Raw genomic sequence first — 13,884 nt, forward strand, 5'->3', positions numbered from 1 at the left:
TATACCTTGCGTCTGCCACTGATCGTACAGATCACGCATTTTTTCTGTCTCATTTTTCATGAGGCAAGATTACCTGATATCCAGATCCGTTCAAATATGGTGTTTATCGGACGCATACGGATAGTGTCCGTGCATAATCCAGATGAACAACAGAAAATGAAAGTTAAGCAGGTCGATTTACCAAATCGAAGTTTGTTCAGATTTATTTTGACGAAATATCAATTTCTCCATTTTGGTAGGTCAATACCAACCACCTCGATTTTGTAAATTTTTACACACTGAATAAATAAGTAATTCGAATTTTACGCGACCAATAACCACTCCCCAGAAATATTAAGCTTGATTCTATGCGAAGCATCTCTTTTTAATTTATCCACAATTTTAACATAAATCATGGTGGTTTTGATATCGCGATGTCCAAGCAATTTTGAGACGGTAACTATATCAGTTCCAAGGACCAACTGAAGCGTGGCGAAAGTGTGTCTGAAACAATGAAATGTGATATGCTTGTCTATACCTGCTTCTTTCAGCCAATCCGGTAGCACCGTGTCTACAAGATAATATTTCAGTCCTTGAAAAACTTTGCCATTACCTTTTTCTTCCAGAAGCGCGTAGGCCTGATCTGAAAACGGCAAAAACTCTGCACTCCCTGTTTTATCAGTCGAGAACTGAATATAGCGGTTCCCGGCAGATCCCCGTAATTCACTCCACTCAAGTGTATTGATGTCAGAGAACCTCAAACCTGTTAAGACTGAAAACAAGGAAGCTTTTTTGACTACTTCTGACTCACACTTCGTATTAGCCAATTGTTGTAATTCATCCAGAAACAAAAATTCGCGATGAGTATCCTTGGGAGAGATACTTTCAACCATCTCTCCTACATTGCTGGACAAAAATCCTTATTTATACGCTTCTTTCAAAGTTGCCTTAAACTTCGCAAAATAGCTAACCGCTGTATTTATCGAAATTTCCCTACCTGTCCTGCCAATACCCGGAGCGGATAGCAAATAGTCTGCAAATTCTTCACAAAACGTTTCATTGATTTGCGGAAAAAGCACTTTCTCACCTGCAAAACTCTTAAAATAATTTAAAGCCATCCGCCAGTTCTCACTGTTGGAAGATTTTCGTTTTGATTTTTGATCTTCAAAAAAACTAACGAAATCACCATTAAGTATCCTTCCAGACAAGAAGTCAAACCGCCGGTTTTGAACTTCAAGTTGTCTTCTGGCACGAATCGTTTCAGCTAACTCAATGGTTTCTTTATCATGAAGTCTCTCAAGCTCGGTTTTAGGCTTATCATAATCAAATAATGCTTTCTGGCCAACCTGCCTGTATCAGGATGAACTATCGGAGGGTATATGTCTAGAAACAGAGTGTTTCTTCCCTTCCCTATTGCTTTTCGTCTTAGTGTTACCTTGCTCACAGTTCCTCCCCTCCTTTCTTCCCTCTTAATATTCTGTCAACTGCTTTTTTTGAAACATAAATGTGTTTATCGACTTTAAGTCTCGGAACTTCGCGACGATTAAAAATGCCATATAACAACTCACGTCTTTTTCCAAACATCATCACACATTCTTCGATTGAATAACAATCTGCCACTTTAAGACCTTTATTCGCCAAACGTAAATTTGCCTTTCGCTCAGCATCATTACCCGCAGATTTTGGTTCCCTAAATTTACGAAACAATTTATTTACAGCCTCCTTTGACAACAATATTTCTTTCCCAATTTTAACCTTGGGAATATTATTCTTTTTAAGGTATGTATAAAGTGCATCCCGTGATTTTTTAAAGACGGGCATCAATTCTGCTATTCTATAACCTACATCAAACTCACCATGAATTTCATCATCGATTTTCCTGGCTTTTTCCTTGACCGGCCTATCTTCGATAAGATTCGGTTGCTCAAATAAAGCTAGAAAGTCTGATCGAAGTATCCTGGTTTTTCGGACTGACAATTTGGTTGATTTAAGCCGGCCACTATTTATCATATCGTAAATAGCGCTCTTTGACGATTTCAGTAACTTAGCAACATCCTCGACGGTTAATATCTCTTTTGCTAAAAGAGAGGTTTCTGGTTTAAAATTTAGATCATTGGTCTCAAGATTACTCCGCTTTATCTTTTCATTTTTTATTTTCAACTTATAGAATTTACGATTGCATTGCAACCCGCAAAATCTTGTTACAGTCTTCTTCGCCGTAAACTCATTGCCACAAAATTCACACTTACGTTTAACAGCAATATTACTACTCATAAATACCAATAAGTTTAAATAAGTTAATTTAAGTAGTGTTAATATACAACATACGATGAATTATATGTTATATATTTTGAACTAGCGTCCTTGAGGGACAAATAGGGGACAAATATAATCAAAATAGCAGCAAATAATCAAAAATAAACGGTTGAAAATTTTGACTAATAGCCTAATTTTAAATCGTCTATTTATTTTTACTTACAGTTACTTTGTGCTCTTATTTTCCAATACAAAACTTACTAAAAATATTATCCAGCAAATCATCCGTCACAATCGTTCCTGTTATTTCCCCCAAATGATGCAACGACAACCGGATATCCTGTGCCAGAAAATCCCCAGTGATTCCCGTGTCCAAACCATTGATCACTTCGTTCAAAGCATCCTGGGTTTTCAGTAAATGTTCGTAATGGCGAAGGTTGGTGACAACGGTATCCGTAGCAGACTGGCTATACACGCGAGCGACCAGGGTATTGGTCAGCGCCAGGAGCCCTTCCTGCGTTTGGGCGGAAATTCCTATCATTTCAGGATTATCGGTCTGTAACTTGGTCAAAATTCCCTGATTGATATCCAGTTTATTTAGTACCCAAAGGATATCCTTTTTGCCCGAAAGCTCTTTTGCCAGCTGTTTGTTTTGCAAATACGTTTCTTCACTGTCGGAAAGGAAAATGACGATATCGGCTTTTTCCATCGCCCCACGGGAACGTTCAATACCAATCGATTCAACCAGATCGGTCGTTTCGCGAATACCGGCCGTATCAATAAACCTGAATTTTAATCCTTCCAGCACCATTGTGTCTTCAATCACGTCACGGGTTGTACCGGCCACACTGGTTACAATGGCTTTTTCTTCATTTAAAAGCGCATTAAGCAATGTTGATTTTCCAACATTGGGCGAACCGACAATCGCGACCGGAACGCCTTCTTTCAACGCATTTCCGAAATCAAATGATTCGATAAGCGGTGCGATTGTCTTCCGAAGCTTGATAATCAATTGCCTTAAATCGTCGCGTTCCGCAAATTCAACATCTTCTTCACCGAAATCCAGTTCAAGCTCGACTAGAGAAGCAAAATGAATCAATTCTGTACGTAAGGATGCCAGTTTCTTCGAAAAACCTCCCCGCAGTTGATTCAAAGCCGTTTTGTGACTGGCCTCTGAATCCGCAGCAATAAGATCCGCAACGGCCTCAGCCTGCACCAGGTCAAATTGTCCGTTTAAAAATGCACGTTGGGTAAATTCCCCCGGGCGTGCTATGCGCGCTCCTTTTTTGATCAGGAGTTTGAGGATTTGTTTAATGATATAATCAGAGCCGTGGCAGGAAATTTCTACGGAATCTTCTTTCGTAAAAGATTTTGGTGTTTTAAAAACCGTAACCAGCACTTCGTCAATAAGCTCACTTTCGGACTGAATTGTCCCGAAATGTGCAGTATGACTTTCAACCTGATTCAGGTTTTTTCCCTTAAAAATTTCGTTTACTATACTTATTGAATTAAGTCCGGAAACGCGTATTACCCCAATTGCGCCTACACCCGATGGTGTTGCCAATGCGCAAATTGCTTCCTGTTGATGTATTGGATTATTGATCATAATGCAAAGATGGCATGCAGTCGGCAATTATTTCAGGATTTATTTTGTTACATCCTATCTTAGTACCCAATTTTATACATTGCTTATTTACTTTTTGAATTTTGCTAACTGAAACATTACCCATCGTCACCAGTCAGCTTCCTCTCATGGAAGCATTTTACACTTTGCAGGGAGAGGGCCAGCATAGTGGAAAAGCCGCCTATTTCATTCGCCTAGGCGGATGCGAGGTCGGTTGCCATTGGTGTGATGTAAAAGAATCCTGGGACGCGGATGCGCATCCAAAACAGGAGATCAATACAATTGTGGAAGGCGCACTGGCCTACCCTGGCCGACTTGCCGTCATCACCGGCGGAGAGCCTTTGATGTATAACCTCGACGAACTGACGGGCGCCCTGCGGGCTGCAGGCTTTCAAACCAATATTGAAACCTCCGGGGTATGCCCTTTTACCGGACACTGGGACTGGGTATGTTTTTCTCCCAAGAAATTCAAAACGCCGCATTCCGATATTTACGCAAATGCCAACGAGCTGAAAGCGATCATTTATAATAAAAGTGATTTTGAATTCGCCGAAGAACACGCCGCGCTGGTTAACAACGATTGTACGTTATTGCTGCAACCGGAATGGAGTAAACATGAGCAAATGCTGCCTTTGATAATTGATTATATCAAAGACAATCCAAAATGGAAAATGTCGTTACAGACTCATAAATATATGAATATCCCGTAATGTACCGCTTTCTGCTGAGCCTGCTGTTTTTAGTCTGGTTGTATCCTTCACCTGGCCATGCACAGGATGCGCCATTGTCCCGTCGTGGGCGGGAGACTTTTGACAAAGCCCAAAAAGCCTGGCAGGCCAGACAATTAAATGAAGCAATGGTGCTGTTTGAAAAGGTGGAAGAAACCGATCCGGACAATGCCGAACTACATTTGCGACTGGCGCAGATTTATGAGCTGCAAAAAAAAACAGAGCTTACCCGGAAACATTTTCTGCGTTTTGTAACACTCCGGCCTTCCGATCCTCAGTCTTCCATGGCTTACCAATGGCTTGGAAGCAATTTTTTCAATGCTGAAAAATACGATTCATCCATTGTTTATTTTGAAAAAGCACTGGCCTTAGCCCCTGCAAAATCAGGATTGGCACGGTTGGCACAAAAAAGTACGGCCTCGGCCCGTTTCGCGCAGAAAGCCTTGTTGCACCCGTTGAAAGTGCGCAAAAAACCCATGGGCGATACAATCAACTTTCTAAATTCTCAGTTTTTTCCCGTGATGACCGCTGATGATGAAACGCTCATTTTTACGGGTTTGACCGAAAATCGGGACGAAAATATTTATATAACCCACCGTATTCCAGGCGGATGGGATGTTCCCGAGCAAATTTCCAAATCCATCAATACCACCAATAACGAGGGCACATGCAGCATCTCGGCAGACGGCATAACGCTGGTCCTGACTGCCTGCAACCGCCCTGACAGCTATGGCGGATGTGATTTGTATATTTCAAAAAAACAGGGCAACGATTGGAGCGCGCCTCAGAATTTGGGAGAAAGCATTAATTCCCGGAACTGGGAGTCGCAGCCTTCCTTGTCAGCCGACGGACGGGTTTTGTATTTTGCATCGGACCGGCGGGGCGGTTTAGGTAAATCCGACCTTTGGTATTCCGTGCTGAAAGGAAAAGACCTTTGGTCGGAACCGAAGAATCTTGGCGCAGGAATTAATACGCCGGATGATGAAAATGCACCTTTCATCCACGCCAACGGCCGAACACTTTTTTACGCATCAAACGGCTTGCCGGGCATGGGCGGTTTTGATATTTTCCTTTCTCAAAAAGTAGATACCACATGGTCCGTGCCGACAAACATCGGATACCCTATCAATACGCTGGCAGATCAGGTTGCTCTTTTTATTTCGGCCAATGGTAAAAAAGCCTATTACACCGACGACAGCTCGGATAAATCCAAAGGCCGCTCGCTGTTGTATACATTCGATTTGCCTGATACGCTTCAAAACCTGATCACACCGACAAGATATGCCAAAGGGAAAGTTTTTGATAAAAAAACGCAGAAACCGCTGGCATCCAGCATTGAGCTTTATGATCTGAAAAAGCAGGAGAAAGTCGCGGAGTTTTCGTCGGACGCTCAAACGGGTCATTTCCTGGCGGTGTTAAACAAAGGAAGTGAGTACGCCTTTTATGTCTCCAAAAGCGGATATTTATTTAAAAGCCTTACATTTTCGGTAGCAGATTCAGCATCTTCGGTTAATCTGGATATTCCGATGGAAGGGATTGAGAAAGACCGGATTGAGGTTTTAAACAATATTTTCTTTAATACCGGTGCATTTACGCTGGATGATAAATCCAAAGTAGAGCTTGACCTGATGGTTGATTTCCTGAAAAACAACAAACAGATCGGCATCGAAATATCCGGACATACGGACGATGTCGGGACGGATCAGGTCAACCTCGAACTCTCCAAAAAAAGGGCGCAATCGGTGATGAGTTACCTGCAACAGTCAGGTATTGAGGCCGCCAGATTAACAGCCAAAGGATACGGAGAGACACGACCCGTGGCTAAAAATGATTCGGAAGAAAACCGGCAGAAGAATCGTCGGATTGAGTGGCGGGTTTTGTAAGAATATTTGCATAAAGAAGTGAAATTTCGCACTTTTGTCTATAAGCATATGTTACCCTACATGAGTGCAAAATTTCAGCGTAAACTTTTTAGCACACAATTACAAAGAACAGGTTCAACCGGTTCTCCCTTGTACAGACGTTGAATTAAAGAATTTGATTATTATAAGTAAGAAATTAACATGACATCTGAAAAAGTAGATTGCCTTATTATTGGATCCGGCCCTGCCGGTTATACCGCTGCCATATATGCTTCAAGAGCCGGCCTTAACCCTGTCCTGTATCAGGGCGCACAGCCGGGCGGACAGCTAACCATTACCACAGAAGTTGACAATTACCCAGGTTATCCGGACGGAATTACCGGCCCTGAGATGATGATCAATTTTGAAAAACAAGCAAAACGTTTCGGAACGGATGTTCGTTACGGGATGGCGACTGCGGTTGATTTCACGTCTTATCCGCGTAAAGTGATCATTGACGGCAAAAAAGAAATTTTAGCTGATTCGGTGATCATTTCAACAGGTGCCTCTGCAAAATGGCTTGGCCTGCCTGACGAAGAAAGATTAAACGGAAGAGGCGTATCGGCCTGTGCGGTTTGTGATGGTTTCTTCTTCCGCGGCCAGGATGTCGTTGTAGTAGGCGCCGGCGATACGGCTGCCGAGGAAGCGAGTTATCTTGCTAAATTGTGCCGTAAAGTGTATCTGGTCGTTCGTCGTGACGAAATGCGTGCTTCAAAAATCATGCAGAAACGCCTTGAAACGCTTCCAAACATTGAGATTTTATGGAACACAGAAACCGTGAAACTGAATGGTGAAGAAGGTTTGGAAAGTGTTATCGTAAAAAACAATAAAACAGGGGAAGAAAGCGTACTAGAAGCAACAGGATTCTTCGTTGCGATCGGGCATAAGCCTAACACCGAGATTTTCAAAGGATCCATTGACATGGATGAAACGGGATATATCAAAACCGTCAAGGGCTCTTCACATACCAATGTAGCGGGTGTATTTGCCTGTGGTGATGCACAGGACAATGTGTACCGTCAGGCGGTAACTGCCGCTGGTACGGGTTGTATGGCTGCTTTGGATGCTGAACGTTTCCTGATGGAGCGGGAGGTTGAGGTGATTGCTGACGATATCCTTGAAACAAATTAAGAATAACCCGGACAACTCAGACATGTAAAGTCGGGCTACCAGTTTGTGCAAAACACAGTTGGTAGCCCGATATATTAATAATATTTATGAAAGAAAAGCTTATTGTAGGTTTGCTAATGGTCGTGTGTTTGATCCCCTGGAACACGCAAGCACAAGAGCGAGGAAAGTTCAAGAAAAACCCCAAAATTAATCAGGCAGGAAGTAATGCCAACGAAGGCCCAACCAAAGTAGGAACGCCGCAGCCCGAGGACGAATACCAGGTAGAAACCTCTACCTTAAAATTCCAGAGCCAGTTTGAACCCGTAAAACCTCTTAATCCCGTTGTCAGTGAAGATACTGCAACCATTGACGAAGGTGAAACCAATGTCGTGGAAGTTGTCGATTCGCTTCTTGTGGGAGACGAATGGGTAAAATCTGCTGAATATTATGTAATCTGGGACGCCCGGACAATCAATCCATATGGTTTAAGCCCGCTTGATTTTGACGAACCTGTCGATCTGACTTTGTATAATCCTGCTGTAAACCGGATGTGGAGCACACCAATGCCGCAAACACCGACGACGTCTAATTTTAGTTATCGTTGGGGACGCTGGCATAACGGTACAGACCTTGATCTGGAAACAGGTGACACGGTCAGGTCATCGTATGACGGAATGGTCAGGATTGTAGCCTGGGACGGAAGCGGTTATGGAAAATTCATTCTCGTGCGTCATTACAATGGCCTGGAAACACTTTATGGACACCTTTCCAAGCAATTGGTGGAATCAGGCCAGCTGGTCAAAGCTGGTGAGGTGATCGGGCTTGGCGGGAATACAGGCCGTAGTTCAGGTTCTCACTTACATTATGAAAACCGCTACGAAGGAAATCCGTTTGACCCCAGAAATATATACGATTGGGAAAATGCGCAGATCAAATCAGATCACTTTTTGCTGACCAGCAATGCATGGAGCCACCTTCGGGGCGGCCGCGCGACAAAAAGCGAGTTTGACGCAGGTGATGCGCCGGCCGCCTACACGCGTTCGATTTTGCATAAAGTGCGCTCAGGTGATACACTCTCTTCCATCGCGTCAAAATACGGAGTTTCCATTTCGGCTATTGCCAAAAGGAACCGAATATCAACCCGGTCAACTTTACGCCTGGGACAAAAAATAAGAGTCAAATAACAAGGGAAGCCGGATTAATTCCGGCTTTATTTTTACAGTAGCAAAGCAAAACGCCCAATGAAACTTGATATTCTTGCCATAACTGCACACCCCGACGATGTGGAACTTTGTTGTGCCGGTACTTTACTGGCTCAAATGGCACTTGGCAAAAAAGTCGGGATTGTGGACCTTACCCGTGGCGAACTTGGTACCAGAGGTACGCCGGAAGGCCGCATCCGGGAAGCCGCCAATGCCGCAGCCGTCCTTAATATTAAAATCAGGGATAATGTGGGCCTTGCCGACGGTTTTTTCCAGAATATAGAATCACAGCAGAAAGCAATTATCCCATACATCAGAAAGTACCAACCTGATATTGTCATAACGAATGCCATTGACGATCGCCATCCTGATCACGGACGCGGAGCGCAACTGGTAGCCGACAGTTGTTTCTATTCCGGATTAAGAATGATTGAAACTTTTGACGAACTGGGCAGTAAACAGGAAGCCTGGAGGCCGCGCCTTGTTTTTCATGCCATTCAGGATCGCTATATCAAGCCCGATTTCGTTGTTGATATTACTGCTTTCCATGAACTGAAAATTGAGGCGATCCGTGCGTTCAAAAGCCAGTTTTTCAATTCCGAGTATGATGTAAACAGCAATGAACCGCAGAGTTATATCTCTTCCCCTGCTTTTCTGGAATTTATCATAGCCAGAGCCGAGGAAATGGGACATGCCATTGGTGTTAAATATGGCGAAGGATTTACAACACGCCGCATGCTGGGCGTTCAGGACCTTTCGTCATTTATCTGACCGGTTATTGCCACCGGATAACAGAAAAGCCTGAGATCAAATTTTTGATTTCAGGCTTTTCTGTTATTTTGGGGTAACAAACCAGACAATGATCGTTTGAAAATGCTGGATTAAATCAAAAGATTTCGTGACGGTTGTCACTGTAAAAAGCATCATAAGGGCTATTCAAACAGCTTTGTTGTAAGTCTTTTTTTAGACTGCTCATTGTCCATTGTACATGTTCGCAACGATATCAATTACGAATTCCGGCTTGTCTCTCATGATATAATGACCTGTCCCTTTGCTGTTAATCAATTTACGATTCGAAGCCTTAGCAACAAATTGCTCGTGTGCAAGCCGCCAAAGTCTTAACTCCTCTGCTGATTCCCAGGGTGGATTCTCTGCTAAGATATCAATTACCGGAACGGTTGAAGGAAATGAAATTTTACGCATCTCAACTGCGTTCTGCCGGGCATTTTTCATTAACCAGTAAACGCCAATATTTTCTACTTTAAATTTTTGCTTTAATGGCTCATATTGAACCCAGTACTCCCTGGTTTGTTTGTCCGTCCAAAACGCAACATGGTTGGCATCAATGAAAACAGCCCCTTTCACATTTCTAAAATTACGTTCTGCGAATATTGTCGAAAAATATGCTCCCATTGAATGAGCAACCAGGAAGTAATTATGCTCAATATTTAACTTTCTTAAGCCATTTTCTAACGATTTCACCTGCTGCGTTAAGGATATTTGGTTGGAATCAAGTTCACTTCCACCACAACCAGCTCTATCATAAGTAATTAAAGTAGCACCCGTAGCTTTATAAATGGAATCTAATATTTCATTCCACACTGTTAAGTTATCACCACCTCCATTTTCAAATATAATTGCCGGATATTTGCCCACTCTAACATTGAAATGTAGCCTGTGGCCGCCAACATCTAAAAGTGTATCGATTACCGCGTTAGCTGCCAAAGGAACAATAACCTGTTTTCCTTGTGTGAAAGAACAAGAAAGACATAATAGCAGTAGTACTGTGATTTTTAACATTGTAATTTTATCAAAGTAGCCAATTTTGTAAAAATAAACATATAGTAACTGTAATCTACCGGAACAAGCTGAAATATCAATATGTTACATCTTTGCGTATTCAATTTTCGTATATCTTAGAAAAAATAAAGCGGACGATCATGGAAAATAAACTGATAATATGGTCTCTGATGATCTCAGGGTTATGGTTTCAAAGCTGTTATGGTCAGGAACAAAAGGCTAAAAGTCCGGTCTATTCCCACACCGACACCACGAAGGTAAATCAGTCGGATAAGGAATGGAAAAAAGTACTTTCGCCTGAAATTTATAATATAGCCCGCCTGAAAGGCACCGAACGTCCCTTTTCCAGCAAATTTGAAACTTCCAAAGAAATTGGCACTTACTACTGTGCTGTTTGCGGCAATCCGCTTTTTCAAAGCGACACCAAATTTGACAGCGGATGCGGCTGGCCAAGTTTCTATAAGCCGATCAGTAAAACTTCGATTCTTTACCACAAAGACACAAGCCTGGGTATGGTCAGAACGGAGGTAACCTGTGGACGCTGTAAATCACACCTTGGACATGTTTTTGAAGATGGCCCGCCGCCAACGGGATTACGGTACTGTATAAACGGGGTGGTGCTTGATTTTGAGAAAGCCAAAACCGCAGAAAAAGGTTATTCCAAAAAGCAGAAAAAGTCAACAAGCGGGAAATAACCAAAGTTTAAAATACCTTAAAACGGCGCTAAATCGGAAACCCTGATTTTAGCGCCGTTTGCTTTTTGTCCTAAAGACAACCAAAAGTTAAAAAGCGTTAAATCCCTTAGTCGTGTTAGATTACCCGCCGGGACTCCACTAATTTTGGAAAACATGATACTTTTCAAATTGGCCTGACAACTTCCATGCTGCACAACTACTTCAAGATCGCCTGGCGAAATCTTCTGAAACGTAAATTCTTTTCACTGGTCAGTATTTTAGGTCTTTCTGCCGGCATGACTTTTACCTTCCTGATCGGTAGTTACGTATGGAGTGAATTGCAGGTTAATGCAACGCTGAAAAATCCCAAAAATCAGTACATCCTCCAAAGCAAATGGACGGATGAAAACATGGGCATCGAAATTGCAACACTTGGGCCGCTGGGTAAATCACTAAAAGAAAATTATCCAAATCTGGTTGCTAATTACTACCGTTTCGACGGCATAACGGTTGCCGTTTCAAACGGCGATAAACATTTTCGGGAGGACGTGCAGGCGGGAGATTCCACTTTTCTTTCCATTTTCGGTTTTCTGTTGCTGCATGGCGATATAAAAACGGCGTTGCAAGAACCCAATGCAGTAGCGATTACCGAGGAAAAGGCCATCAAATATTTCGGAAAAACCGACGTGCTCGGGCAGACGCTTAATCTGGACAATTTCATTGGACAAAAACAGGAATACAAGATCACGGCCGTGCTCAAAGCGCTTCCGGACAATTCCGTGACCAATCTTTTAAAATCCCCGGCCAGTATTTTCATTCCACTCGGCAGTCTGAAAGGCCGTCAAAATGCGGAAAGCTGGACCTTTCCATACATGATCACCTACCTTGAACTGAAAGAAGGGGTAAAAAAAGAAGACTTGAACAAAGCCATAAATCAGCTTTTAACGACAAACACGCCGGAAAATATCAGGAAGAATCTGAAAGTATATCTGACACCACTAGCCGACTTTTACATGCTGCAAAACAACGGCCTGGCAAGAAAAATGGTTTACACTTTGTCAGGTGTTGCTCTTTTCATACTGTTGATGGCTGTGGTCAATTTTGTAAATATTACGATCGGTAATTCATCTTCACGGATAAAAGAAATTGGTGTCCGCAAAGTGCTTGGCAGCCTTCAAAGTCAACTTATTAAACAATTTCTGGCCGAATCCATCATCCTCGCTGCCGTTGCTATGGTCTGCTCTATTGGCTGCTATGAATTGCTTCGGCCTTATTTTGCAGATATTCTGGGTAGACAGATCAGTTCGTTTTTTGCTTTGCTGCCCTATTCAATCCTGACGGTTATCGCCTTTACCGCAATCATTGCTTTGCTGGCCGGTATTTATCCGGCATTTGTCCTTTCGTCACTTCCCGCCATTGAATCTGTGAAGGGAAAACTCCGTTCGGTGAAGGAAAATATTTTGTTCAGAAGAATCCTGATCGTGGCACAATTCTCCATTGCATTGTTTGTTTTCGCGGCCGCAGCTTTGATTTCCAAACAGGTAAACTATTTTTTCAGTAAAGATCTGGGATACAACAAGGAATCTATTGTATCCGTGGCTGCCCCCCGCGACTGGACACCGGAAGGAGTCACGAAAATGGAATCGATCCGCCATCAAATGGCACGGCTGAAAAATGTATCGGAAGTCAGTTTGTCTTATGAAATACCAAACGGGAATTTTGGAAACAGTAACGGCTTATACAAAACCGGTCAGGATTCCACGCAGGCCGTTTATACACAGATGCTTTCAACGGACGAGAAATTTGCAGATACCTACCAACTTAAAATGCTTGCAGGAAAATTCTTCCACGCCAAAGAAGGAACCTACAAAGCGGACGAAATTGTGATCAACGAAGCGGCTGTAAAAGCGCTGGGGTATCAAAGTCCCCAGGAAGCAATTGGCCAGCAAATACGGATTCATTTCAGCAGTACACCTTTAATCATTGGTGGCGTAACGAAAAATTTTCACTTCGAATCCATGCATCAGCAGATTAAACCATTGGCTTTCGTCCACATTAAAACAACCAGCGTTTACCGGTATCTTTCTTTTAAAATCCCACCCGACAACATTTCCTCATCACTCGTGGATATTGAAAAAAAATGGCGGGAGCTGATGCCGGACGCGCCTTTTGAGTATGTGTTTATGGATGATACGCTTTTGAAACTTTATAAATCGGAAATACAGCTGAAAAAGGCCGCAGGTACTGCCACAATCCTGGCCATTATTATTGTACTGCTGGGAATTCTCGGAATGGTGTCACTTAACGTCTCAAAAAGAACCAAGGAACTTGGTATAAGGAAAGTTTTGGGCGCTTCGGGTGCTAGTATTGTGGTACTTTTTCTCCAAGAATTCGCGATCGTGACGACGGTCGCCTTGCTCATTGCGTTTCCACTTGCCTGGCTGGGTCTCAACAAATGGCTGCAAAATTATGCCTACCGTATTGAGATCGGATGGACAAATTTTGCAGCCATTACGTTTATTTTTGGTTTCATCGTAACAGCCCTTGTCGGCATGATGACATTCCGGGCCGCGCTGATGAACCCGGTTAAGGCCATCCGTACCGAATAAA

12 protein-coding genes are annotated in these 13,884 nt (G+C 42.8%); 7 read left to right on the forward strand and 5 right to left on the reverse strand.

From position 1 onward, the window contains the following. Positions 1–302: 302 nt before the first annotated feature. The 4 genes from RB622_RS22980 to mnmE form a co-directional block, all read right to left on the reverse strand. Positions 303–893 carry a site-specific integrase gene (locus RB622_RS22980; protein ID WP_308049047.1) on the reverse strand — a complete coding sequence of 197 codons (591 nt, stop codon included), beginning with the start codon at positions 891–893 and terminating at the stop codon, positions 303–305. Positions 894–899: 6 nt separating this feature from the next. After that, positions 900–1,187: a phage integrase SAM-like domain-containing protein gene (locus tag RB622_RS22985; protein ID WP_308049048.1), complete on the reverse strand. Its 288-nt coding sequence runs from the start codon at positions 1,185–1,187 to the stop codon at positions 900–902. 232 nt (positions 1,188–1,419) lie between these two features. Next, positions 1,420–2,253, reverse strand: coding sequence for a helix-turn-helix domain-containing protein (locus RB622_RS22990; RefSeq protein ID WP_308049049.1), 834 nt, complete (start codon positions 2,251–2,253; stop codon positions 1,420–1,422). A 220-nt stretch (positions 2,254–2,473) separates the two neighbouring features. Then, entirely contained in the window at positions 2,474–3,841 is a 1,368-nt protein-coding gene (mnmE, locus tag RB622_RS22995; RefSeq protein WP_308049050.1) for a tRNA uridine-5-carboxymethylaminomethyl(34) synthesis GTPase MnmE, read from the reverse strand. A 101-nt stretch (positions 3,842–3,942) separates the two neighbouring features. Here mnmE and RB622_RS23000 point away from each other — a divergent pair, with 101 nt between their 5' ends. From RB622_RS23000 to bshB1, 5 genes are all read left to right on the forward strand, one after another. After that, a complete protein-coding gene (locus RB622_RS23000) occupies positions 3,943–4,569 on the forward strand; it encodes a 7-carboxy-7-deazaguanine synthase QueE (protein ID WP_409021831.1) in 627 nt (208 codons plus the stop codon). Further along, a complete protein-coding gene (locus RB622_RS23005; RefSeq protein WP_308049052.1) occupies positions 4,569–6,470 on the forward strand; it encodes an OmpA family protein in 1,902 nt (633 codons plus the stop codon). The genes RB622_RS23000 and RB622_RS23005 overlap by 1 nt, the downstream gene beginning before the upstream one ends. A 180-nt stretch (positions 6,471–6,650) precedes the next feature. Beyond that, positions 6,651–7,619, forward strand: coding sequence for a thioredoxin-disulfide reductase (gene trxB, locus RB622_RS23010; protein WP_308049053.1), 969 nt, complete (start codon positions 6,651–6,653; stop codon positions 7,617–7,619). Between the two features lie 86 nt (positions 7,620–7,705). After that, the gene (locus RB622_RS23015) at positions 7,706–8,782 is read left to right on the forward strand and encodes a M23 family metallopeptidase (RefSeq protein WP_308049054.1); all 1,077 of its coding nucleotides are present in this window, start codon (positions 7,706–7,708) and stop codon (positions 8,780–8,782) included. Positions 8,783–8,839: 57 nt separating this feature from the next. Next, a complete protein-coding gene (gene bshB1 / locus RB622_RS23020) occupies positions 8,840–9,571 on the forward strand; it encodes a bacillithiol biosynthesis deacetylase BshB1 (RefSeq protein ID WP_308049055.1) in 732 nt (243 codons plus the stop codon). Between the two features lie 201 nt (positions 9,572–9,772). Here bshB1 and RB622_RS23025 read toward each other — a convergent pair whose 3' ends face one another. Next, positions 9,773–10,600 carry an alpha/beta hydrolase gene (locus RB622_RS23025; RefSeq protein WP_308049056.1) on the reverse strand — a complete coding sequence of 276 codons (828 nt, stop codon included), beginning with the start codon at positions 10,598–10,600 and terminating at the stop codon, positions 9,773–9,775. 140 nt (positions 10,601–10,740) lie between these two features. Between RB622_RS23025 and msrB the strand changes: the two genes are divergently transcribed. Continuing rightward, positions 10,741–11,295 (forward strand): peptide-methionine (R)-S-oxide reductase MsrB, encoded by a 555-nt coding sequence (msrB, locus tag RB622_RS23030; RefSeq protein WP_308049058.1) that lies wholly within the window; start codon positions 10,741–10,743, stop codon positions 11,293–11,295. A gap of 185 nt (positions 11,296–11,480) precedes the next feature. Continuing rightward, positions 11,481–13,883 (forward strand): ABC transporter permease, encoded by a 2,403-nt coding sequence (locus RB622_RS23035; protein ID WP_308049059.1) that lies wholly within the window; start codon positions 11,481–11,483, stop codon positions 13,881–13,883. Position 13,884 lies beyond the last annotated feature (1 nt).

The organism is Dyadobacter sp. LHD-138 (assembly GCF_030929615.1).
Lineage (GTDB): Bacteria > Bacteroidota > Bacteroidia > Cytophagales > Spirosomataceae > Dyadobacter.